The following is a 23,445-nucleotide window of genomic DNA, read 5'->3' on the forward strand; positions in this document are numbered from 1 at the left end:
TGCCCCGGCAGGGCACGCCCGTCACGATTTCGCGTAACCTCGAAATCGCGCAGTGGAGGCTTGGACGTCGCGCATCTATCGGACATCGCAGGCGGGGCGGCAGGGACACCGACAGGGGCGCCGCCTTGGGCGGCTACGCGAGGTCCGGGTTGGGAAGGGCGCAGGCGAAGCAACCAAACGGATTTGGTATCATAGGCGGGCGGCGAGGCGGGTTGCCTGGTCGATCGCACGCTTGGCGTCGAGCTCGGTGGCGCGGTCGGCGCCGCCGACGATGTGGGGCGCGACGCCACGAGCCACAAGCGCGTCGGCGAGAGCGCGGCTCGGCTCCTGGCCCGCGCAGAGAACGACGGTGTCGGCCTCGATCAGCCGCGGGTTCTCGCGCCCGGGACCCGAGCTGATCCGCAGGCCGCGGGGCGTGATCTCTTCGTAGTTCACGCCGCCCATCATCCGAACGCCGCGCGCCGCGAGGCTCGCGCGGTGGATCCAGCCGGTCGTCTTGCCAAGGGTCGCGCCGGGCCGCCCGGCCTTGCGCTGGAGCAGGGTAATCGCGCGGGCACTGGGCGGCGGCGCCGGCTCCGCGAGCCCGCCGGACGTGAGGTCAGGGTCGCCGACGCCCCATTCCCGACGCCATGCCGCGGGATCGAGCGTCGCCGAGGGGCCGGACTGCGCAAGAAATTCCGCGAGGTCGAAGCCGATGCCGCCGGCGCCGACGATCACCACCCGAGGGCCGACATCGGCGCCGCCGCGCAGCACGTCGAGATAGCCGAGCACATGCGGCTGATCCTGGCCCGGGATCGCCGGATCGCGCGGCACGACGCCCGTCGCGATCACCACCGCGTCGAAGCCGGCGAGATCCTCCGGCCCCGCCTCGGCGCCGAACCGCGCTTCAATCCCGGCCTCCGCCACCGCGCGGGCGTAGTAGGCGACGAGGCCCTCGAACTCCTCCTTGCCCGGGATGCGCTTGGCGAGATTGAGCTGGCCGCCGATCCGCTCGTCCCGCTCGAACAGAGTGACCGCGTGGCCGCGCCCGGCGGCGGCCAGCGCCGCCGCGAGGCCGGCCGGACCGGCGCCTACCACCGCGATCCGTCGCGCAACCGTCGCGGGGTCGAGGCGCAGCTCCGTCTCGTGGCAGGCGCGCGGATTGACAAGGCAGCTGGAGACCCTGAGCGCGAAGGTATGGTCGAGGCAGGCCTGGTTGCAGGCGATGCAAGGCGTGATCGTTTCCGGCCGCCCGGCCGCCGCCCGCGCCACGAAGCGCGGATCGGCGAGAAACGGCCGGGCAAGCGAGACCATGTCGGCCGCCCCCCCGGCCAGCAGCGCCTCGGCCACGTCGGGCGTGTTGATCCGGTTCGAGGCGATGAGCGGCGCGCCGATCCGCTCGCCCATCATCCGCGCGGTGAGCCAGGCGAAGGCGGCGCGCGGCACCGAGGTGGCGATGGTCGGCACACGCGCCTCGTGCCAGCCTATGCCGGTATTGACGAGGGTCGCACCGGCCGCGACCACGCCGCGGGCGACAAAGGTGATCTCGTCCCAGGTCTGGCCCTCGGGCACCAGGTCGATCATCGACAGGCGATAGATCAGGATGAAATCCGCGCCCACCGCCGCCCGGACGCGCGCCACCACCTCGATCGGAAAGCGCGCGCGGTTCTCGATCGGGCCGCCCCAGCCGTCGGCGCGGCGGTTGGTACGCGGTGCGAGGAACTGGTTCAGGAGGTAGCCCTCGGAGCCCATGATCTCGACCCCGTCATAACCCGCCTCGCGTGCCCGCGCGGCCGCGGTGGCGATGTCGGCGATCTGCTTCTCGATGCCGGCGGCGTCGAGTTCCGCCGGTGTGTACTGCGAGATCGGCGAGCGGATCGGCGAAGGCGCCACGGCGCGCGGCGAATAGGCATAGCGCCCGGCGTGCAGAATCTGCATCGCGATCCGCCCACCGGCCGCGTGTACCGCGTCGGTGACGATCCGGTGGTGGGCGATATCCTCCGCCGTGAACAATCCCGCCGCGCCGGGTAGCACGGCGCCCTCGGAGTTCGGCGCCATGCCGCCGGTGACGATCAGGCCAACGCCCCCCTCGACCCGCGCGACATAGAAGGCGGCGACCCGCGCCCAGTCGCCGGTTTCCTCGAGTCCGGTATGCATCGAGCCCATCAGAACCCGGTTCGGCAGGGTGACGAAGCCGAGATCGAGCGGGGCGAGAAGGCGCGGATAGGCGGGTTGGCTCACGATGGCGCACTCGCGTGGGGCTGCGCCGATCCTGTCGCAAACCTCGCCCGATGTCACCCGCCGGACGAGGTGGGTGACGCGACGTTCCCCAACGGCGACGCCGCCGGCGCCTGGCGGACGGGATTGGCGCGCTGGATCGCATCGGCGAAGCCCGCGAGGAGGGTGAAACCCTCCTCCGGATCCTCGCGGGACCCGTTGAAGCCCAGTTCGGAAATCGCGATCAGCCGGCCATTGATTTCGAGAAAGCCCCGCCAGAAGCGGGGATCGACGCCGACGATCGGCTGCGCCCCCCGGTCCTCGACCAGCACATAGAGCACGCCGGCCCGCGTCTGGGTCGCGAGGATCCGCACGCCGGCGGTCTGACCGCCGCGCCCGACCAGCGCGCGCCCCTGGGGCGTCGCGACGTAGCGCTCGAGATCGGCCAGCGACTGGGTGGCGGGGCCGCCGTCGCCGAGGCCGCCCGTCGAGATGCTGGCGGTCAGCGCGGCGCCGACCGTCGGCCGCGCGGTCGCCGGCGTCGCCTTGCCGAGCAGCGCGCAGTCGCTCAGCAGCACGAAGGCACCCGTCGAGGTGACGCTGGTGCTGCGCGCATCGACGCAGAAACCGGCGGGCGCCGCGATGGTGACCGGCTGGCCGCCGGCGTTCACCGTGACCCGGCCGGCGCCAGATCCCGAGACGCCGGCCGGATCGCAGGCGGCGAGCAGCAGCGCGACGGCCAGCGCCGCGCCACGCTCAAAGATCCGCATACACGTGCTTCTCGGCCCTGGCACCCGGATGGGTCACCGCGCCGAGATAGGTGGGACCGACCAGCGTCGCATATTTCCAGAGCGCGCCGCTGGCATAGATCGTCGGCCGCGGCCCGTTCCAGCCCTTGGCGCGCTCGGCCAGTTCGGCGTCCGACAGCGCCACGCTGATCTCGCCGCTGATCGCGTCGAGGGTGATGACATCGCCGTCGCGCAGCAGCGCGATCGGTCCACCCTTCGCCGCCTCCGGCCCGACATGGCCGACGCAGAAACCGCGGGTGGCGCCGGAGAAGCGCCCGTCGGTGATCAGCGCCACCTTCTTGCCCATGCCCTGACCGGACAGCGCGGCGGTCGTCGACAGCATCTCGCGCATGCCGGGGCCGCCCACCGGACCTTCGTTGCGGATGACGATCACGTCGCCCTCCGCGTAGGCGCGGTTCTGCACCGCCTCGAACGCGTCCTCCTCGCAATCGAACACCCGGGCCGGACCGGTGAAGACCTGCTCCGCCGGCGTCATGCCCGCGACCTTCACGATCGCCCCCTCGGGGGCGAGATTGCCGGTCAGGCCGACCACGCCACCGGTGGCCGAGATCGGCGCCTCGACCGGATAGATCACCTTGCCGTCGGGCTCACCCCGGATGAGGTCGAGTTCCTCGCCGATGGTCCGGCCGCTCGCCGTCACGCAGTCCTCGTGGATGAGGCCCGCCTTGCGCAGTTCCTTCAGCACCACCGGGACACCGCCGGCTTCGAACAGATCCTTCGCGACATAGGCGCCGCCTGGCCGCAGATTCACGAAATAGGGCGTGTCGCGGAAGATGTCGCATACGTCCTGGAGCGTGAAGTCGATGCCGGCCTCATGTGCGATGGCGGGCAGGTGCAGGCCGCCGTTGGTCGAGCCACCGGTGCAGGCCACGACGCGCGCCGCGTTCTCCAGCGCCTTGCGCGTCACCACGTCGCGGGCACGGATGCGCTTTTCGAGCAGGTTCATCACCGCGATGCCCGAGGCGACGCCGTACTGGTCCCGGCTCTCGTAGGGAGCCGGGGCGCCGGACGAATTGAACAGCGCAAGGCCGATCGCCTCGGAAACGCAGGCCATGGTGTTGGCGGTATACTGGCCACCGCAGGCGCCGGAGCTCGGGCAGGCGATGCGCTCGATGATGTCGAGTTCGGCATCCGACATCTCGCCGGCCTGATGCTTGCCCACCGCCTCGAACACATCCTGCACCACCACGTCCCGGCCATCGAGCCGGCCGGGCAGTATCGAGCCGCCATACATGAAGACCGAGGGCACGTTCAGCCGCACCATCGCCATCATCATCCCCGGCAGGCTCTTGTCGCAGCCGGCGAGACCGACGAGCGCGTCATAGCAATGGCCGCGCATGGTCAGCTCGACGGTGTCGGCGATCGCGTCGCGGCTGGCGAGCGAGGAGCGCATCCCCTCGTGCCCCATGGCGATGCCATCCGTGACGGTGATCGTGGTGAATTCGCGCGGCGTGCCGAGCGCCTGCTTCACGCCGAGCTTCACCGACTGCGCCTGCCGGTTCAGCGCGATGTTGCAGGGCGCGGCCTCGTTCCAGCAGGTGGCGACGCCGACCAGCGGCTGATGAATTTCAGCCTCCGAGATCCCCATCGCATAGAGATAGCTGCGGTGCGGCGCGCGCTCTGGTCCCTCGGTCACATGGCGGCTGGGCAGCTTGCTTTTGTCGAACTTCGGGGCGTCCATCGGCGCTCTCTCCTCCGGCGGTCTTCGTCTCCGCGTTCTCCTAGGCGCTGGCCCCGGAATTCTCAAGGCGGGGGATTCCCGAGGCGGGGGATTCTCGGGGCGAAGACTCCCGGGGCGCGCACGCGCGGAGTTCCGAGGACCGACGCCGCTTGAGGCCCGGTCAAGCGGCGCCTAGGGTCGACCTCCCGCCAGCCGGAGGTCTTCCCCATGCCGTTCCTCCCCCACCGGTCGGACCGGTTCGAGGCCTTCATCGCACCGGCGCGGGCGCGGCCGGAGATCTGGCGCCTGCTGGTCGGCGGGCTGGTCGCCGGGGCGGTCTGGATCGCGGTGACGGCGGGCCTCGTGCTCGGCTTTGGCCGCGGTTCGGCGACGGGGGCGCTGCTCACCTATCTCGGCGGCTTCGCCGGGCTGATCCTCGGGCTCGGCCTCGCGGCGCGGCTGATACGGAAACAGAGCCTCGCGAGCCTGATCGGGCCGGGCGGAATCCGGCCCGGCCCCTATCTCGTCGGCATCGCGGTGGTGGCGGCGCTCGCCCTGCCGACCGCCTTCGCGCTCGACGCGCCGGCGCGGCGGATGGGCCTCGCGGACTGGGCCGCCGCGCTGCCGCTCGCCGTTCCGGCGATCGCGATCCAGACCGGCGCGGAGGAGATGCTGTTCCGGGGCTACCTCACCCAGGGCCTCGCCGCGCGGTTCAAGAGCCGGGCGGTCTGGTGGCTGCTTCCCGCGGCGCTCTTCGGGCTGATGCACTGGAACCCGGCCACCTTCGGCGAAAACGCCTGGCTCGTCGTGGTCTCCGCCGCGCTGACGGGGATGATCCTCGCCGACGTGACCATCCGCTCGGGCAACCTCTCGCTGGCGATGGGGCTGCATTTCGCCAACAACGCGATCGCCATCCTGCTGGTGGCACCGCCCTCGCCGCTGTCCGGCCTGACGCTTTTCGAGGCGCCGATCGATCCCTCGGACGCGGGCGGTTTCCGGCCGTTCCTGCTGGCCGACATCGGCTCGACGCTCGTGCTCTATGCGATCTGGCTCGGCTTCAACGGCTGGCGCGACCGGCGCGCGGCGTGATTGCATTCGCGCGGGCCCGAGCCTATCTAGGCGCCAAGACCCGCCGACGGAGGAGCCGGCCCGCCCGATGAACTGGATCTCGAACTACGTCCGCCCGAAGATCGGCTCGATCAACTCGCTGTTCTCCAGGCGCGAGGTGCCGGAGAACCTGTGGGTCAAGTGCGAGGAATGCGGCACGATGCTGTTCCATCGCGAATTGGACGACAATCTCAACGTCTGCACCAACTGCGGCCATCACATGCCGATCGCCCCGCGCGAGCGGTTCCGCAAGCTGTTCGACGGCGGCATCTTCGTCGAGATCCAGGTGCCGAAGCCGATCGCCGATCCGCTGGTCTTCAAGGACCAGAAGAAATATCCCGACCGCCTGCGCGAGGCGCGCAAGAAGACCGGCGAGGAAGAGGCGATGCTGGTCGCCGAGGGCGAGATCGGCCGGCTGAAGACGATCTGCGTCGGCCAGGATTTCGCCTTCATGGGCGGATCGATGGGCATGCAGGTCGGCAATGCGATCATCGCCGGCGCCGAGCGCGCGGTGAAGCGCAAATGTCCGCTCGTGCTCTTCGCCGCCGCCGGAGGCGCGCGGATGCAGGAGGGTATCCTCAGCCTGATGCAGATGCCGCGTACCACGGTCGCGGTGCAGATGCTGAAGGAAGCCGGACTGCCCTATGTCGTCGTGCTGACCCATCCCACCACGGGCGGGGTCACCGCGAGCTATGCGATGCTCGGCGACGTGCAGATCGCCGAGCCGAACGCGCTCATCTGTTTCGCCGGCCCCCGCGTCATCGAACAGACCATCCGCGAGACGCTTCCCGAGGGGTTCCAGCGCTCGGAATATCTGCTGGAACATGGCATGCTCGACATGGTGGTCGCGCGCAAGAACATGCGCGAGCAGCTGATCACGCTGCTCCGCCTGCTGATGGACCAGCCGCCGGCGGTGCATGGCGAGTTGGTGGCCGAGGCCGCGACGGCGAAATAGGTGGTCACGCCGCCCCTTGCCAGCGACCGGGTGCTGGCGCGTCTCATGGCGCTGCACCCCAAGGTCATCGACCTGTCGCTCGGCCGGATCGAGCGGCTGCTCGCCGCGCTCGGCCACCCCGAGCGACGGCTGCCGCCAGTGGTTCATGTCGCGGGCACCAACGGCAAGGGCTCGACTGTCGCGATGATCCGCGCCGGGCTCGAGGCGCGGGGCGACCGGGTCCATGTCTATACATCGCCTCATCTGGCACGTTTTCACGAGCGGATCCGGGTGGCCGGCGCACTGATCGACGAGGAGGCGCTGAGCGCGCTCCTGGAACGCTGCGAGGCGGCGAACGGCGGGGCGCCGATCACCTTCTTCGAGATCACCACGGCGGCGGCGTTGCTCGCCTTCGCCGAGACGCCGGCCGACGCCGTGCTGCTGGAGGTGGGCCTCGGCGGCCGGCTCGACGCGACCAACGTGGTGGCGGCGCCGGCCCTGACGCTGATCACGCCGGTGTCGCTCGACCACCAGCAATATCTCGGCGAGACGCTGGCCGGAATCGCCGGCGAAAAGGCGGGCATCCTCAAGCGCGGCGTGCCCTGCGTGGTCGGTCCGCAGGCGGCCGAGGGGCTCGCGGCGATCGAGGCGCGGGCGGCGCGGGTCGGAGCGCCGCTGCTCGTCCATGGCCAGGACTGGCAGGTCTGGGAGGAGCGCGGGCGGCTCGCCTATCTCGACGAGGCGGGCTTGCTCGACCTGCCCCGCCCCAACCTGATCGGCGCGCATCAGGTGGAGAACGCGGGCGCGGCGCTGGCGGCCTTGCGGCGGCTCGGCGCGGACGAGGCGGCCTGCGAGGCGGCGGTGACCCGCGCGGACTGGCCGGCGCGCCTGCAGCGGCTGCGGCGCGGGCCACTGGCAACGGCGGCGGGTTCCTGCGAGCTCTGGCTCGACGGCGGGCACAATCCGGCGGCGGGGGTGGCCCTGGCAGAGGCGTTGGGCCGCCTGCCGACTCGGCCGACGCATCTCGTCACCGGCATGCTGCGGACCAAGGATGTCGAGGGCTTCCTGCGCCCTCTGGGCGCGCGCGCCGCAACCCTCACCGGCGTGAGCATCCCCGGCGAGACGGCGACGCTGAGCGCGGAGGAGACCGTGGCGGCGGCGCGGGCGGTCGGCCTCGCCGCCGAGGCCGCGACGGACGTGGCGGCCGCGATCCGTGCGATCACCGCGCGCGACCCGAATTGCCGGATCCTGATCTGCGGCTCGCTCTATCTCGCCGGGCAGGTGCTGCGGTCCAACGGCTAGAGCGAAAGCCGTCCCGATAGAACCAAGCCGTCCGCCCCAGCCTATTGATTTGTCGCAATACCCTGACCACCAGACGATTCCGTCTGGTGGATAGTGCTCCAGGTCGGACCGGCGCAGGGGCGCTCAACTTGAGCACCCCTGGTTGGACCAAGGATGGAGATCGCTGGCGTCGCATTGCGACGACGATGTTCGCCCTGGGATCGCACCGCCCTCCCAGGGATCACGCGACGAGCGCCGCTCCGTCCTCAGAGGATGAAGTTGTCGCTCTGAAGGTCGTAGTGGTTTGCAATGTTGATGGAGAAGTCCGCGTGCTTGTCGCCATCGATGTCCGCGCTGAGCACGCCGGACTTCGAATAGCGCAACTCGCCCTCATGACCGGTGAACGAAGCGCCGTCGATCCACTTGAACTTGTTGTTGCCTCGCCGATCCTCGGCGGCGTCGATCGCACTCAGATCAATGATGTCGTTGTAGGCCATATCCCGAATGATGTCGCGGGCGGAGCCGCGCGCGCCGCTTTCGGATATCTTGGCGAAATAGAACGTATCCGTGCCCAGACCGCCGGTGAGATCATCCCGACCGGCGCCGCCGACGATCAGGTCATCGCCGCTCCGACCGTTGAGCGTGTCGTTGCCTGACATGCCCTTCAGCGTGTCGTGGACGAGACCGCCGGTGAGCACATTGTCGGAGCGGTTGCCGGTTATCTTCGCACCGAGCAGATTGATCTGGTCTTGCGTGTGATCGAGGGCGAAATGCAGCAGGATCGCGTTGCCCTTGCTGGCGGTGAAGGTGACATGCCCGCCATTCTCCGCCTCGAACGTGAACTTGTTCGTCCAGAGGTCGCCGGGTGTGTCGTAGTAACCTCTGAATGTCACACGGGCATCTTGCCCGGACCATGCACCTTCGGTCGCCGTGTAGGTCAGAAGCCCTTTGAAATACGTGTAGTCGTCCTGATCCTCGCGACTATAATTAGGCGTGAAGTCTTCCGCGTGTTGGGTCCGCGGCAGGAGCATGGTATCGACATCCCCCATGGCATTATCAAACGATATGCTGATCGCACGATTGCTCGCAGCCATTTCTTTCCCCTTAATCCACTGTGTGCCACTCCGCGGCACCCGCCGGCACAATCCAGCATTCGCTGCGAATTGTCAGCGCTTCCTCGGCAACATTTCCGTTAGTTGGTAAATAGGTGACAGCGCAAGATACGTGATCGCGTTACCCCCGCTTCGCTCGCACCCCGAGCGAGCGAAGCCTTGCACCGATCGCGGACCCTACGCCGTCATGGTCGAAAATGACCCGCCCCGAGTAGTCCGGCGGGCCGGTCAGACGACGCTGTCTTCGATCCAGCCCTTGAGGCTCGCCTTGGGAGCCGCGCCGGTCCGGTTCGAGACGACCTCGCCCTTGTGGAACATGAAGAGCGCCGGAATGCCGCGGACGCCGAACTGCGCCGGCAGGCCCGGATTCTCGTCCACATTGACCTTGGCGATCTTGATCTTGCCCTCGTACTCGGTGGCAAGTTCTTCGAGGGCCGGGCCGATCATCTTGCAGGGGCCGCACCATTCGGCCCAGAAATCCACCAGGACCGGAACATCCGCGGCAAGCACCTCGTCCTGAAAGGTCTTGTCGGTAACCTTGACGGTTGCCATGCGCTGGTCTCCTAACTGAAGTTGGTCCCTAACCTATGAACCCACCCCATCGGGGTCAAGGTGCGCCCGGGCGAGCGCATCGCCGATGAGCTTCGCCGGCAGCGGCATCAGCCGCGCGGCGCGGGTCCAGAGAATCGCGGCCTCGATCCGGCGTCCCGGCCAGATGTGCCCCAGCGCGGCGTGATAGGCGCCCATCTGCCGCAGGATACCCTCGGGCACTTGCTCGGGCCGATCGGGCACCACGCGGTTGCTCTTGAAATCGACCGCGAGCACGCGATCCCCGCTCACCACCAGCCGGTCGATGCGCCCGACAACCGTCCGTCCGCCAAGCGCGCCGAGCGGCGCCGCGATATCGACCTCGGCCAGCGTGCCCGGACCGAAGATCTCGGCCAGGGCGGGGGCGGTCAGCACCGCGGCGGCCTCGGCGAGGATCTCGGCGGGGTCGGGGAAGCCGGGCAGCAGGCGGGCGGCGAGCGCGGGCCAACCGGCCGGGTCCGCGTCGCGCAGGTGCTCGAGCAGGCGATGCACCGCCTCGCCGCGTGCCAGCGCCTCGATTTCGGGTAGAAGCACCTCGGCCGGCAAGGCATGGCCACCGCCGAGGCCGGAGGGCGACAGCGACGCGGGCGCCGGTCGCCGTGCCGGCGCCGGCCGCGCGGCCCAGGCGGGCGGATCGGCCGGCGCCTCTGGCGGGGTCAGCGCGGCCGCCGGCCCCGCCTCCGCCCAGTTATGATCCAGGAACAGGATATCGCCGTCCGGGCCGGGTTCGGTCCGCGGCGCCAGGCTTTCCAGCGCGCTCCGCACGATGCCGTGCCAGGCGTCGCCGCGCGGCGCGACGCCGGCGCCGCAGACGATCAGCCAGTTGCGCGGCCGGGTCAGCGCCACATAGAGCAGGCGCAGGTTCTCGGCGCGGATCGGCGCCCGGCGCCCGGCGTCGGCTTCCTCCAGCGGCGCCGGCCCGGTGCCGCGCGTCATGCGCCAGGCCGCCGCGCCGCCGCCGAGCGGCAGCACCTCCGGCACCCGCGGCTCCCGCCGCGTCGCGGTGTCGGGCAGGATCACGATCGGTGCCTCCAGCCCCTTGGCGCCATGCACGGTCATCACCCGCACCTGATCGGCGCCCGTGTCCATCCGGCGCTTCACCTTCATCTCGTCGCGGTCGATCCAGGCGAGAAAACCGGTCAGGCTCGGCGCCTCGACGCCCTCGTAGGCCAGCGCCTGGTCGAGCAGCGCGTCGATCCCGTCCTCCGCCTCGGTCCCGAGGCGCCCGGTCAGCCGGCGGCGGCCGTCGTGCCGGATGAGCAGGCGCTGCAGCATCTCGTAGGGGCGGAGATAGTCGGCCTGCGCCAGCATGTCGGCGAGCAGTGCCCGGACCCGCGCGAATTCCTCCGCCGGCCGGCCGCGCAGTTCGGCCCAGAGCGTGCCGGTCCGGGGATGGGCGAGGCCGAACAACTCCTCCTCGCCGACCTCGCCCAGCGGGCCGCGCAGGAAGGCGGCGAGCGAGAGGTCATCGCCGGGGGTCGCGGCGAAGCGCAGCGCGGCGAGCAGGTCCTTCACCGCGAGTTCGCCGCCGACGCGCAGGAGATCGGCCCCCGCGACCGGAACCCCCGCCGCCTTCAGCGCCCGGATGATCGCGTCGAACAGCTCGTCGCGGCGCTGGACGAGGATCAGCACGTCGCCGGCGCGGACCGGCCGGCCGGCGCCGGGCAAGGGCTGGCCGCTGTCGAGCCAGCTCCGGATCCGCTCCGCGACCCTGTTGGCGAGCAGAGCGATCGGATCCTCGGGCGTCAGCGCGTCGAGCGGCTCGTCCCAGGGGCTTTCCTCCGGCGTCTCGGGCTTCGGCAGGAACGGCCAGAGCTCGACGCGGCCCGGCTGATCCGGAAACTGCGCGTGATGGGCCACGCCATCGGCGAGTCCGGCGCCCTGCGCGGCGTTGAAAACCGTGTCGACCAGCCTCAGAATCGTCGGCGCGGAGCGGAAGGAATAGAGCAGGTCGCAGCGCCGCAGCGCGTCGTCCTGCTCGGCGAGCCGCGCCTCGAAGAAGCGGCGCATGTCGTCGAAGGCGCCAGGCGCGGCCCCCTGGAAGCTGTAGATCGACTGTTTCTCGTCGCCGACGACGAAGATGGTCCGCGCGACCTCGCGGGCGCCGAGGCCGGTGAAGAACTCGGCCGAGATCGCCTCGATCACCCGCCATTGCGACGGGCTGGTGTCCTGCGCCTCGTCGACCAGGATGTGATCGAGCCCGCCGTCGAGCCGGTAGAGCACCCAGGCCGCGGTTTCCGGCCGCTCCAGCAGGCGCACGGACCGTTCGATCAGGTCGTCGAAATCGAGCGCGCCGAGCGCGCGTTTTCTCGCGTCGTAGCGGTCCAGAAAGGCGCGGGCGAACTGGTTCAGCGTGGCGGATTTCGCGAGCGCCGACAGCGCGACGCGGCGCGGCCGGGCGGTGGCGACCCGGTCCTCGAGCGCGTCGAGCGTCGCCACGAGCGCCGGATGGTCGCCTCGGATCGCCTTGGTCGGCGCGCCGTTCGGCGTGAAGGGCGCCTTGGTGTTGGCTCCGAACAGCAGTGCGTCTTCGAGAAGTGGCAGGCGGTCGCGCTCCGGCGCGGCGAGGATGCCGGCGAGCCGGTGGGCGAGGCGGTGGTCCGCGGGAGAACTGTCGAGAAGAATCGGGATCAGCGCGCGCAGCGCCGCCTCCGGCACCGCGACCTCCGCCAGCAGGTCGGCCGGGGTGACGCCCGCCGGCGCGCCGAGCCGCGCGGCGAGGGACGCCGCGTCGAACGGACCGGCGAAGAGCGCGCGGGCATGGGCGATTTCCGCGAGGAACGGATCCGGCTCGCCACCGCCGAGATAGAACGCCATGGCGCCGAAGATCGCCGGCTCCGCTTCGGCGACCGCGTCGAGCGCCGCCTCTCGCAGCGCCCTCGCCTGACGATCCTCGAGCACGCTGAAGCGCGGGGCGACGCCCGCCTCCAGCGGGAAACGACGCAGCAGCGAGTCGCAGAAAGCGTGGATCGTCTGGATCTTGAGCCCGCCCGGCGTCTCCAGCGCGCGGGCGAACAGCGTGCGCGCGCGGTCGAGATCCACAGGCGGAATGGTCGCTCCCGGCTCGCCGAGCGCGCGCAGCGCCGCGCGGAGTTCGGCGTCGCCGAGCATCGCCCAGCGGCCGAGCGCGGCGAAGAGGCGGTTCTGCATCTCCGCCGCCGCCGCCTTGGTGTAGGTGAGGCAGAGGATCTTGCCCGGATCGGTTCCGGAGAGCAGCAGGCGGGCCACCCGGTCGGTCAGCACCCGCGTCTTGCCGGAACCGGCATTGGCCGAGACCCAACTCGAGGCATCGGGCGTCGCCGCGCGGATCTGCGCCTCGAGCGCGGCGTTCATCTCCATTCCCAGTCCCCCGGCATGTCGCCATCCGCCCATTCACCGCGCCGCGCCAGATGGTCGTAGGCGCTCTCGAACTGGACGCGGCCGGGTCGCAGGCGCGCGGCGAAGCCGTTCGCCGGGGTCTGGTAGAAGGCGATCAGGCCGCGCAGCCGCGTCCAGATCGCGGCGATCGCCTCCGGCCTCGCGTCGATGGGAAGGGTCTTCCGGGCGCCGAGGCCGATCAGCTCGAGATGGAACGCCGTGCCGGCGGGCAGGCCTTCGAAGCCGCCGGCCTCGGCGATCGCCGCTTCGAGCGGTAGTTGCAGATGAAAGGCGCGGGCGTATTTGTCGGACGGAATGGCGCCGGACTTGTAGTCGTAGATCGCATAGCGGCCATCGGGCCCGCGGTCGATCCGGTCGGCCCGCGCGGTGACAGCCATCGGCGCGGCGAGGCCATCGAGGTTCCGGCGCCCGCGCAACTCCCGCGCCAGCGGGCCTGCGCGTTCGCGCCGGTCGGCCTCGCCGAGCAGGAACCAGTCGGTGGCACGGTCGAGCCGGGCGATCCAGAGCGCGCGCACCGCCGGCCAGGGCGCGACGCGGGCGAATTCCGCCTCCGCCGCCGCGCGGAAGAGCTGCGCGGCGTTGTCTGGCAAGGCGTCCCCGGTGGCACCGAGAAAAGCGTCTAGCACCGCATGGATCGCGCTGCCCCGGGTCAGCGCGTCCGGCTGGCGGCCGATCGGATCGAGCCGCCGCAGGCGCAGCACCTTGGAGGCGTAAATCTCGTAGGGATCGCGAACCAGCGTCTCGATCTGGGTGACCGACAGCTCCGCCGGAAAGGCCGAGAGCGGCGGCCGGGGCGCCGGGCGCGGGGCGGGCCGCGTCGGCGCCGTTGGCCGGTCGAGCCGCGCGGCCTGTGCGACGAGCACCCGCCCGCGTGCCCGCGCGGCCGCGAGCGCGGCGGGCCCCTCGGGCGGCAGGCCCAGCAGCAGGTTCTCGAGCCGCAGCAGCCAGCGCGCGCCGACGGTCGGCGCCTCGGTGTCACGGGTCGCGCGCGAGAAGATCACCTTCGGCGCGCCGGCCGCCTGCTGGAAATCGTGCGCCGAGAGGCCGATCCGCCGCTCCGGGCTCGGCAGGCCGATCTCGCGCCGCATCGCGCGGTTGAGCCAGGGGTCGGCGCCGGGCAGCCGCGGCCATACGCCCTCGTTGAGCCCGCCGAGGATCACCAGATCGGCCGACCGCGCCCGCGCCTCCAGCGTGCCCCAGATGAAGATGCCGGGATGGGTGACCACCGCTTCCTCCGGCACGTCGCGCGCGGCCATCAGCGAGGCGAGCAGCGCGCGGTATTCGACCGGCGCGATCGCGCCATAGGCGTCGGCTTCCAGCGCCAGCGACTCGGTCATCGCGCGGGCCTGCCGGCCGGCCTCGCGGTCCCAGAGCGCGGCGGCGGTGCCCGCCGGCCCGGCGGCCAGCGCCTCGGCGGCGCCGACATGGGCGGCGACGGTCTCGGCGAGCGGCGCCGTCCCGGCGGCGGCGAGCGGCGCGAGGCTTGCGCGGAGCCAGCCGAGCCAGGCTGCCGCGTCCTCGCCTTCGGCTTGCGCAGCCAGCACGTCCCAGTCGATGGTCGGCGCGCCGCCGCGCAGCCGCCGCTCCAGCCGCGCGGTCAAGCGCAGATGGGCGCCGCGCGCATCGGGGCCGGCGTTGGTCAGGGGATGTTTCAGCAGGATCAGCAGCGCCTCGGGGGTCAGCGGCGCGCCGATCAGCTCGGCGACGCGGCGCAGCAGGACGCCGGGCGGGGTCAGCGCCAGCGGCCGGCCCGCGCTGTCGTCGGGCAGGATGCTCCAGCGGTCGAGCTCCGCCGTGACCCGCCGCGCGAGCATCCGGTCGGGCGTCACCAGCGCCGCGGTTTCCCCCGTTTCGGCCGCGCCGCGCAGGGCCAGCGCGAGGGTCAACGCTTCGGACCGGGGATCGGGCGCCTCGACCCAGGTCACGCCCACGCAGGCGGCGGCCAGGTCCGGCGCCATCGCCCGCCCCTCGACCCGCCATTGGTCGGTGACCGGAGCGGGCCGCAGCGCCAGCGAGACGAGGGCGTTGCGCGCGGGCGCGGGCGGCGGCGCCGCGGTCCAGGCCGGGACACCGGACGGATCGAAGCCGAGCGCGTCGGCGAGCCGGCGAAAGCCATGCTGCGGATGGTCGGCCGCGCCCGGATCGTCGCGCCCGAGCCGGCGCCAGACACCCGGCGGCAGATCGGCGTCGAAACCCGGCAGGACCAGCGCCCCTTGGGGCAGCGCGGCGACCGCCGCCATGAACAGCCGCGTCGCCCCGCGCGAACCGGTCGAGCCGGCGACGATCACCGGATGGTCCGGCGGCCGCGCCGCCCAGCGCTCGGCCAGCGCGGCGGCGACGGCGCGCATCCGGCCCTCGCCATCGGTCGAGGCGCCGGCCGCCATGTAATCGGCGAGCAGGGTCAGAAACCGCAGGCCGCGCTGCCAGTGCTCGGCGTGCTCGCCGGCGTCGATCCCGAGGATCGCGCCCGCCGGCACGCCCTCGCCCTGCGTCTCGTCCATCAGGTCGGCCAGGCTGTCGGCGAGGTCGAAGGCGGCGGTCTCCGCCGCGAGGCCGGGCTCGACGGCGAGCAGGCGGCCGATCAGCCGCGACAGTTCGAGCTTGCGGCGCAGCGCCGAAACGGGGGGCGAGTCGAGGCCGGGGGCCAGCGGATCCTCCGCCAGCTCGGTCACCGCGCGCACCCGCGGCAGCAGGCGGGCCGGCCCGCGCGCCAGCAGATCGACCAGCGCCCGGCGCATGCGCTGGGTATTCACCCAGATCTCCACCCGCGCCATCGCCTCCGGCGGCTGGCCGGCGAGCCGCGCCTCAAGCCCTGCGACCAGCGCTGCGCCGAAATCGACACCGGGCGGCAGGGCGAAGACCCTCGGGCCGTCGCTCGGGGTGAAAAGGGCGGTCATCGCGCGAGCGCCTTTTCGGCCAGCGCGATCCCCTCGGGCCGGCCGACATCGGCCCAGACCCCCCGATGAACGATGCCGAACATCCGCCCGGCCGCGAGGATCGGATCCCAGACCGCGTTCAGCGAATAGACCCCGCCTTCGAGCCCGGCCAGCGCCTCCGCCCCCAGGATGCCGGCGCCGGCATAGACGAAATCCGCCGCCGCGTCCGCCCCGCGCCGGGTCAGGCGCCCGTCGGCCGCGCGGTGGAAATCGCCGGCGCCCGTATGCCCCAGCGCCGCCGCCCGCGGCACGAGGCAGAGCAGCGCATCCATCCGCGCCGGATCCCAGGCGGCGCGGAGCGGTTCGATCGGATTCTCCCCGCCCCAGACCATGTCGGCGTTGAGGGTCAGGACCGGCCCGGGTCCGAGCAGCGGCCGCGCCGCCTGGAGCCCCCCACCGGTTTCCAGCAGCCTCGGCTCGTAGGAGATCCGCGCCTCCGGCGCCGCCTCGGCGAGCCAGGTCCGCAATTGTTCGGCATGGGCGTGGGCGTTGACGACGATCCGCCGCACGCCCGCCCCCCGGTAAAGGCTCAGCGCATGATCGATCAGCGGCCGGCCCGCCACCTCGATCAGCGCCTTCGGCCGCGTCCGGGTCAGCGCGCCCATGCGGGTGCCGAGCCCGGCGGCGAAGATGATCCCGGCCTCCGCCGTCATGCCGCGCCCCCCGGCGGCGGCAGGCGCGCCTCGACCCAGGCCGCGAGCGGTGCCAGGGCGGGATGTGCGAGATCCGCCTTGAGATAGGTCCAGACCCGGGGGAGATAGCCGAGATAGCGCGGCTTGCCGTCCCGCCGCGCAAGCCGGGTGAAAAGCCCGAGGATTTTCAGGTTGCGCTGCGCCGAGAGCACATGCGCGGCCTGGTCCAGCGCCTCGGCGTCGGTGCCGGCGCGGTCGCGGTAACGGGCGATCATCGCCGTTCGCAGCGCCGGATCGACGTCGCGTCGCGCATCCTCCAGCAGCGATACGAGGTCATAGGCCGGATGGCCGATCAGCATGTCCTGATAATCGAGCAGGCCGATCCGGGCATGGCCCGCGCGCTTCGGCAGCCAGAGCAGGTTCTCGGCGTGGTAGTCGCGATAGATCGGCACCGTCGAGGCCGGGAGCAGGGGCGCGAACGCGGCCTCGGCCAGCGCATCGAACTCCGCCGCCAGATCCGGCGGCGGCGGCGTGCCCGCCGGCGCGCCGGTCGCCGCCGGCAGATACCATTCCGTCGCCAGCCGCGCCTCGCGCATCAGCACCGCCATGTCGTAGGGCGGCGGCGTCCAGTCGCCCCCGGGCGGCGGCAGCGACTGGAAATGGACGAGCAGGTCGATCGCCGCGCCATAGAGCTCCGGCGCGCGCGAAGAATCGGCGGCGCAGAGCGTGGCGAAAAGGTCGTCGCCGAGATCCTCAAGCAGCAACAGGCCGTCCGCGGGATCGGTCGCGAGGATTTCCGGCGCCGCGAGGCCGTGGCCGCGCAGCCAGCCGGTGACGGCGATGAAAGGGGCGAGGTCGAGCCCGGTCTCGGGCGGCGCGTCCATCAGCATCGCCCGCCGGTCGCCGCGCCCGATCCGCTCGTAGCGGCGGGCCGAAGCGTCACCGGCCAGCGGCGCGCGGCGCGCCCCGGCCCAGCCCGCCGCGGCGAGGAAGTCATCGATCCGCGCGCTTCGGCTCACGCGACGCTCGCGCCGGCCAGCGCGCCGGCCAGCCAGTCCCAGCCACCGCCCGCCGCCGTCAGATCGGCGCGGCGCGCATCGCCATCGCCTGCGAAATCGAGCGCGAGGGTCAGGCGCCGCGCCGGCAGCGCGGGGCCGAGCCGGTCGGCCCATTCGACGACGCAGATCGCACCGGCGAAGGCTTCCTCCAGCCCCAGTTCGGCGATTTCGTCGAGCGCGCCCAGCCGGTAGAGGTCGGCGTGCCACAGCTCCACGGCGCCGAGATCGTAGGTCTGCACCAGGGTATAGCTCGGCGAGGGTACGCGCTCGGACCGGCCGAGCGCGGCGAGCCGCGCGCCGATCAGCGCCCGTGCGAAGACGCTCTTGCCAACGCCGAGTCCCCCGACGAGCGCCACGAGATCGCCGGCGGCGAGCCCCGGCGCCAGCGCGCGCGCGAGCGCCTCGGTGGCCGCCTCGTCGGTCAGAATGAGCGTGGTTTTCAACACGGAGTCCGATCAGCAATGCGCTATCGCCGCTGTTCTACAACCCCGCGCCGGGCACGCAACCCCCGGCGATTCGGGGTCGGGGCCATCGCATTCGGCTCTCCTCGCGACGGGGCCGAATGCGCGGACCGGGAGCCGAGGAAGCCACCGCGCCAGGGGAGCGGGTCGCCGATCAGGACAGCGGCGCCGTTGCGTCAGGCGCGCAACGCGACACCATCGGCGGCGGAAGCCGGCTTCGGCGTCGCGAGGTCGGCGACGTAGGTGGCGCGGCCCGACGCGATCTCGACGGTCAGCGCGCCCCCGGCTTCCTCGATGATCCGACGTGCGAGCGCGGCGCCGACGCCTTCCGCGCCGGCCTTGGCACCGGTCTCGGACGAGGCGGTCAGCCGCCGCCCGTCCGGCTCCGCGGCGAAGGCGATCACCGCGCCCGGCGCCGCGAGATCGGCGAGGGCGAAGCCGAGCGCCACGGCGGCTCGGCGCAGATCCGGCGCCCAGGCCGCGGCGTCGGGACAGGGCGCGAGGCCGAGGCCGCGCTTGGTCAGCGCCGCTTCCAGCCCCGCGAGCGGCCCTTGCTCGCCGTCGCGCCGCGCCAGGGCGCGCAACTCCCCGGCCCGCGACAACCCATCCTTCAGCGATTGGGTCGCAGTGCTCAGGGCCTGGAACGCCTCCGGGGTCTGGGCGGAGGGGATGGCGGCCATCAGCTGGCGCACCGCCTGTTCCACCGGCAGGCGCAACTGCTCCAGCGCCAGCTCCTCCAGCGCCGCCCCTTCGGCCCGCGCGGCGCCGAGCGCCATCAGCCGCTCGCGCGCGGCGCCCAGATCGGCGCGTTCGGCGGAGAGATCGCGGAAGACGACGAGCGTCGAGGCGTCGGGCAAGGGCGCGACCAGAAGATGCAGCGTCCGGCCGTCCAGCGTCTCGACGGCGGCCGTCCAGCTGGTCCGCGACTCCGCGGCGGTGGCGAATTCCGACAGCTGCGCCCAGACCGGGCTCGGCTGGCAACCTTCGGCGCAGAGCCGGGTCATCTCGGCGACGCCCGGCCCGTCCAGCCGGTCCATCGGCGCGAGGGTCCACAGCGCCTCGAAGGAGGAATTGACGAAGACCAGCATGCCGGAAGTGTCGAACACCGCCACCGCCTCGACCATGCGGTCGAGCGTCGCCTGACTGAGCTCCAGCTCCGAGCGGTACTTGCGTTCGAGGATGATCGCCGAGGAAATATCCTCGAACAGGAAGGCGAGCGCGCCCTGCGGATGCGGCCGGCCGGTGACGCGGAAGATCTTGCCCGAGGGCAGCACCCAGTTCTCTTCGTAGGTGCCCTCGCGCGCGCCCTCCTCGAGCTCGCCGAGCTTGCGGCGCCAGGAGGCGAAATCCTTCTGCTCCGGCATCTGCCGCGTCTCGCGCAGCCGTTCGAGAAAGTCGCGCAAACTCGGCCGTCCGGCCAGCCAGACCGCGTCGATTTTCACGAGATCGGTCAGGGCGGGGTTGAAGAGCCCGAGCCGCCGGTTCTTGTCGAAGACCGCGAGCCCGATCGGCAGATGCGCGAAGGTCTCGGTCAGCGTCTCGACAAAGCGGCGCAGGCTCGCCTCGGCGGCGACGAGATCGTCCGCCGCCAACGCGAAGCCGAGCATTCCGCCGTCGCCGCCGGGCGTCTGGCTCACCTCGAACCACAGGGCCTCGGTCTCCTGACGGCCGGGGATCGAGACCCGACGCCGGCTGCCCTTTCCGCGCGGCGTCAGCGGCACCTCCTCCAGCACATGGCCGAAGGCGTTCGGCACGCGATGGTCGCGGATGTCGGCGATCGGCGCGTCGAACCGCTCGCGATAGGCGGCGTTGGCCCAGATGATCTGGCCGTCGGGCGCGCTGCTCCAGGCGACCAGCGGCGCGGTGTCGAGCACGTCGCGCAGGAAGGCGGTCTCGCCGTTGGCCCGCGCCAGCGCGTCCTGCGCGTCCTTGAGCGCACGCGCCTCCTCGCTCGCCGGACGGATCGCGAACCAGGCGGCGGCGCCCCGCGGCTCGCCCAGTACCTCGAAGGCCGTGCCGTCGCGGCGGGCGCAATGGTGGCGGAAGGCGGTGCCATAGAGCACGAGCGCCTCCAGATCCTGGCGAATGCCGGCGCATTCGGGCTCCAGGTGGTCGCCCAGCGCGGCGAGGCGCGAGGGCGCGGCGCCGAGACAATCGACCAAAGCCCGCGCCGGCTCGGACAGCGGCTTCACGCTTGATCCGCTGATCAGGAACTCGCAGGCGCCGCTCGCCGCGCCGTCGTCCGGCGCCGCCTGCCGCCCACCGCGCAGCAGCGGCAGCCGAGGCGCGAAGGCGGCCAGCAGCGCGAGGGTCGCGACCGCGCTGACCAGCGCCGCGGCGATCACCTCCGGCGTGCGTTCGAGCAGGGGCCATTCGACAAGGGACAGTCCGGTGAATTCCATCACGCCCGGCTTTCTGGGATTTCGCCGGGTCAGGGAACGCCATGGGTCTTAAGGAAGTCTTAACCCTGACCGCCCGGCCGACCGGGCCGTCGGGGCCGCTCGCCGTGGCTCACTCCGGCCGGGTCACGCGGCCGCGCGGCCAGGTCACGGTCACGATCGCCCCCGTCGGCCGGGCGAATTCAGCCGGCCCGCGCGAGGCCATCCCGCGCGAGGGCTCGGAGCCATTGCCGAAATCGAGCCGCGCGCCCGACCGCTCGAGCAGCGTCTTCGCGATGAACAGGCCGAGCCCCATCCCCTCGTAGCCCGGCCGCTCCTTCTGCGAACCCGACTTTCGCCGAACGAAAGGCTCACCGATGCGACCGATGACTTCCGGCGGATAGCCCGGCCCGTCGTCGCCGATCCGCACACGGAGATTGTCCACCGTCCAGTCGATATCGATCCAGACGGCGGTGTGCGCGAAATCGACCGCGTTCTGCACGAGGTTGCGCAAACCCTGGATGATCTCCGCCCGCCGCGCGAGTTCGGGCTGCGGCACGGTGCCCTCCTCGACCAGCGCGCCCTCGACCCGGGTGATGATCCGCGTGCCCCGCCCCGCGTGCGGCGCCGCGGCCTCCTCGATCACGCCGGAGATCGGCGCGAACCGCATCAACTCGTCCTCGCGCCCCCGCGGCCCCATCGTGCGCAAGATGTCGCGGCAGCGATCGGCCTGCGCCCGGATCAGGAGCGCGTCCTCGCGCAGCTGCGGCCGGTCGCCGAGCTCGTCGGCGAGTTCGGCCGAGAGGAGCTTGATGGTGGCGAGCGGCGTGCCGAACTCGTGCGCCGCCGCCGCCACCACGCCTGACAGCGTGGTCAGCCGCTGCTCCCGCTCCAGCGCCATCTGCGTGGCGCCGAGCGCCTGGGACATCGAAAACGCCTCGCGGTTCACCTGCCTTGCATAGAAGGCGAGGAAGACGATGCCGATGACGATCGCCGCCCAGCTGCCGAGCAGAAGCGGCGACGGCGGCTCGAGCAAGGCGCCATCCGCCCGGCGCAGCGGCGGCGCGGCGAATGCGAGCAGCGAAACGATGGCGCAGGCCGCGGCGGCGAGCAGGATCGTGCTGCGCCGCGAGAGCAGCGAGGCGCTGATCGTCACCGGCGCGATCATCAGCAGCGCGAAGGGGTTGCTGATGCCCCCGGTCAGCAGCAGCAGCGTCCCGAGCTGGCCGACATCGAACAGCAGCGTCAATGTCGCTTCGCCCTCGGTCAGCCGGCGGTTTTGCGCGGTGCCGACCATGGCCATCACGTTGAAGACGACGGCGGCGCCGATCACCAAGGCGCAGGGACCGAGCGGCACCTGGAGGCCGAGCAAAGGCGCCGCCGCCGCCACCGCCACCGTCTGGCCGAGGATCGCGAGCCAGCGCAGCAGGATCAGCGTGCGCAGCCGCAGCCAGGAACCGCGCGCATCCTCGGCGAGAAGAGTGAGATCGGAATCGCTCATCACCCCCGACTAAGCCAAATTCGCGCGCAAGAATATCCACCGCGCGTCCACGTCCGTCCGGACGTGATCGCCCGCCTCCGGCACCCCCGCCTTGAACGAAGCCCGCGACCATGCCAGAAGGCCGGCGATGGACAGCCGCCGCTCGACCCGCCTCTTCGCCCTTTCGGCCGCGCTCGCCGTCGCGGCCGGCCTCGGCGCCGCCGCCTATTTCGCCTTCGTGCCCCGAGACGGCGATCCCTTCGCGGACTGCCGCTCGAGCACGGTCGCCGGCGGCGTGGCGACGATCGGCGGCCCGTTCTCGCTGACGGACGGCGATGGCCGGCGGGTCACCGACAAGGACGTGCTGACCGGACCGACCCTCGTCTATTTCGGCTACAGCTTCTGCCCCGACTTCTGCCCGACCGACCTCGCGCGCAACGCGCTCGTCGCCGACGAGTTGGCGAGCCGGGGGGTCAGGGTCGGCCAGGTCTTCATCACCATAGACCCCGCGCGCGACACGCCGCCGGTGGTCCGTGACTTCGCCGCCGCGATTCATCCCGACCTCGTCGGCCTGACCGGCACGCCCGAGGAAATCGCCGCCGCCGCCGCCGCCTTTCGCGTCTACTACCGCAAGGCGGATACGACCGACTACTACATGATGGACCATTCGACCTTCACCTATCTCGTCGATCCGGCGCATGGCTTCCTCGAATTCTACGGCTCGAACGCGACACCCGACGAGATGGCGACGTCGGTCGCCTGCTACGCCTCCCGGCTTTGATCCGCCGGCGGGAAGTGCTAAGCCGGCCAAAAGGGCGCCGGAAATGGCGGGGGAGAGGGGCGTTGCACCGGGGCTGTCATGCCGCATGAAATCGGACCGGATCGGTCGCTGCTGATCCTGGACGACGACGAGTCCTTCCGGCGCAGCCTGTCGCGGGCGATGGAGAAGCGCGGCTTCGAGGTGCGGGCGGTCGAATCCGTCGCGGCCGGCCGTGAAGCGGCGCGCGCCCAGCCGCCGGCCTACGCGGTGATCGACCTGCGGCTGCGGGACGGCAACGGGCTCGAGCTGGTCGAGATGCTGCGCGAGATCCGGCCGGATTCGCGCATCGTCGTGCTGACCGGCTACGGCGCGATCGCCACCGCGGTCGCCGCCGTCAAGATCGGCGCCACCGACTACCTCTCGAAACCCGCCGATGCGAACGACGTGACCGCCGCGCTACTCGCCCGCCAGCGTGACAAGCCGCCGCCGCCGGAAAATCCGATGTCGGCCGACCGCGTTCGCTGGGAGCATATCCATCGCATCTTCGAGCTCTGCGACCGCAATGTCTCGGAGACCGCGCGCCGCCTCAGCATGCACCGCCGCACGCTGCAACGGATCCTCTCCAAGCGTGGCCCGAAGTGAGCGGGCCGCGCCCGTGCCCGCGCTGAGCAACAC

At 71.7% G+C, this 23,445-nt stretch carries 17 protein-coding genes; 5 read left to right on the top strand and 12 right to left on the bottom strand.

The window, feature by feature from the left end; genetic code table 11:
* Window positions 1-189 precede the first annotated feature (189 nt).
* From Q0480_RS13215 to ilvD, 3 genes are read right to left on the bottom strand one after another with little or no spacing between them, the layout of a single operon-like run.
* Window positions 190-2,220 (bottom strand): FAD-dependent oxidoreductase, encoded by a 2,031-nt coding sequence (locus tag Q0480_RS13215; RefSeq protein WP_299133597.1) that lies wholly within the window; start codon window positions 2,218-2,220, stop codon window positions 190-192.
* Window positions 2,221-2,273: 53 nt separating this feature from the next.
* Window positions 2,274-2,966: a hypothetical protein gene (locus Q0480_RS13220; protein WP_299133599.1), complete on the bottom strand. Its 693-nt coding sequence runs from the start codon at window positions 2,964-2,966 to the stop codon at window positions 2,274-2,276.
* Window positions 2,953-4,686 carry a dihydroxy-acid dehydratase gene (gene ilvD / locus Q0480_RS13225; protein WP_299133600.1) on the bottom strand — a complete coding sequence of 578 codons (1,734 nt, stop codon included), beginning with the start codon at window positions 4,684-4,686 and terminating at the stop codon, window positions 2,953-2,955. Before ilvD ends, Q0480_RS13220 begins: the two co-directional genes overlap by 14 nt.
* 207 nt (window positions 4,687-4,893) lie before the next feature.
* On the opposite strand from ilvD, the gene Q0480_RS13230 reads away from it, so the two are divergent.
* The 3 genes from Q0480_RS13230 (at window position 4,894) to Q0480_RS13240 (ending at window position 8,008) form a co-directional block, all read left to right on the top strand.
* Window positions 4,894-5,754, top strand: coding sequence for a type II CAAX endopeptidase family protein (locus Q0480_RS13230; RefSeq protein WP_299133601.1), 861 nt, complete (start codon window positions 4,894-4,896; stop codon window positions 5,752-5,754).
* A 67-nt stretch (window positions 5,755-5,821) separates the two neighbouring features.
* Window positions 5,822-6,727, top strand: a complete 906-nt coding sequence (accD, locus tag Q0480_RS13235) for an acetyl-CoA carboxylase, carboxyltransferase subunit beta (RefSeq protein ID WP_299133603.1) — start codon at window positions 5,822-5,824, stop codon at window positions 6,725-6,727.
* Window positions 6,728-6,772: 45 nt separating this feature from the next.
* On the top strand, window positions 6,773-8,008 hold the full coding sequence (locus Q0480_RS13240) for a folylpolyglutamate synthase/dihydrofolate synthase family protein (protein ID WP_299133713.1): 1,236 nt from the start codon (window positions 6,773-6,775) through the stop codon (window positions 8,006-8,008).
* Between the two features lie 245 nt (window positions 8,009-8,253).
* Here Q0480_RS13240 and Q0480_RS13245 read toward each other — a convergent pair whose 3' ends face one another.
* The 9 genes from Q0480_RS13245 to regB all read right to left on the bottom strand — a co-directional run bounded on the left by Q0480_RS13245 (window position 8,254) and on the right by regB (window position 22,031).
* Window positions 8,254-9,081, bottom strand: a complete 828-nt coding sequence (locus Q0480_RS13245; protein WP_299133605.1) for a hypothetical protein — start codon at window positions 9,079-9,081, stop codon at window positions 8,254-8,256.
* A 246-nt stretch (window positions 9,082-9,327) separates the two neighbouring features.
* Window positions 9,328-9,651: a thioredoxin gene (gene trxA / locus Q0480_RS13250; protein ID WP_299133606.1), complete on the bottom strand. Its 324-nt coding sequence runs from the start codon at window positions 9,649-9,651 to the stop codon at window positions 9,328-9,330.
* A 33-nt stretch (window positions 9,652-9,684) separates the two neighbouring features.
* Window positions 9,685-13,026, bottom strand: a complete 3,342-nt coding sequence (gene addA / locus Q0480_RS13255) for a double-strand break repair helicase AddA (RefSeq protein WP_299133608.1) — start codon at window positions 13,024-13,026, stop codon at window positions 9,685-9,687.
* The gene (addB, locus tag Q0480_RS13260) at window positions 13,017-15,962 is read right to left on the bottom strand and encodes a double-strand break repair protein AddB (protein WP_299133610.1); all 2,946 of its coding nucleotides are present in this window, start codon (window positions 15,960-15,962) and stop codon (window positions 13,017-13,019) included. Before addB ends, addA begins: the two co-directional genes overlap by 10 nt.
* Entirely contained in the window at window positions 15,959-16,654 is a 696-nt protein-coding gene (locus Q0480_RS13265; protein WP_299133611.1) for a nucleotidyltransferase family protein, read from the bottom strand. Before Q0480_RS13265 ends, addB begins: the two co-directional genes overlap by 4 nt.
* Complete coding sequence (locus Q0480_RS13270; protein ID WP_299133613.1) at window positions 16,651-17,652, bottom strand: phosphotransferase; 1,002 nt, start codon at window positions 17,650-17,652, stop codon at window positions 16,651-16,653. Before Q0480_RS13270 ends, Q0480_RS13265 begins: the two co-directional genes overlap by 4 nt.
* Window positions 17,649-18,134: a tRNA (adenosine(37)-N6)-threonylcarbamoyltransferase complex ATPase subunit type 1 TsaE gene (tsaE, locus tag Q0480_RS13275; protein WP_299133615.1), complete on the bottom strand. Its 486-nt coding sequence runs from the start codon at window positions 18,132-18,134 to the stop codon at window positions 17,649-17,651. Before tsaE ends, Q0480_RS13270 begins: the two co-directional genes overlap by 4 nt.
* A 194-nt stretch (window positions 18,135-18,328) precedes the next feature.
* Window positions 18,329-20,554, bottom strand: coding sequence for a PAS-domain containing protein (locus tag Q0480_RS13280; RefSeq protein WP_299133617.1), 2,226 nt, complete (start codon window positions 20,552-20,554; stop codon window positions 18,329-18,331).
* A 109-nt stretch (window positions 20,555-20,663) separates the two neighbouring features.
* Window positions 20,664-22,031 carry a sensor histidine kinase RegB gene (regB, locus tag Q0480_RS13285; protein ID WP_299133618.1) on the bottom strand — a complete coding sequence of 456 codons (1,368 nt, stop codon included), beginning with the start codon at window positions 22,029-22,031 and terminating at the stop codon, window positions 20,664-20,666.
* A gap of 127 nt (window positions 22,032-22,158) precedes the next feature.
* Between regB and Q0480_RS13290 the strand changes: the two genes are divergently transcribed.
* Together Q0480_RS13290 and Q0480_RS13295 are read left to right on the top strand one after the other, a co-directional pair.
* Window positions 22,159-22,791 (top strand): SCO family protein, encoded by a 633-nt coding sequence (locus Q0480_RS13290; protein WP_299133620.1) that lies wholly within the window; start codon window positions 22,159-22,161, stop codon window positions 22,789-22,791.
* Window positions 22,792-22,869: 78 nt separating this feature from the next.
* Complete coding sequence (locus tag Q0480_RS13295; RefSeq protein ID WP_299133622.1) at window positions 22,870-23,412, top strand: ActR/PrrA/RegA family redox response regulator transcription factor; 543 nt, start codon at window positions 22,870-22,872, stop codon at window positions 23,410-23,412.
* The last annotated feature ends 33 nt before the right edge of the window (window positions 23,413-23,445 follow it).

The sequence above is a fragment of the uncultured Amaricoccus sp. genome (assembly GCF_937891315.1).
Taxonomy (GTDB): domain Bacteria; phylum Pseudomonadota; class Alphaproteobacteria; order Rhodobacterales; family Rhodobacteraceae; genus Amaricoccus.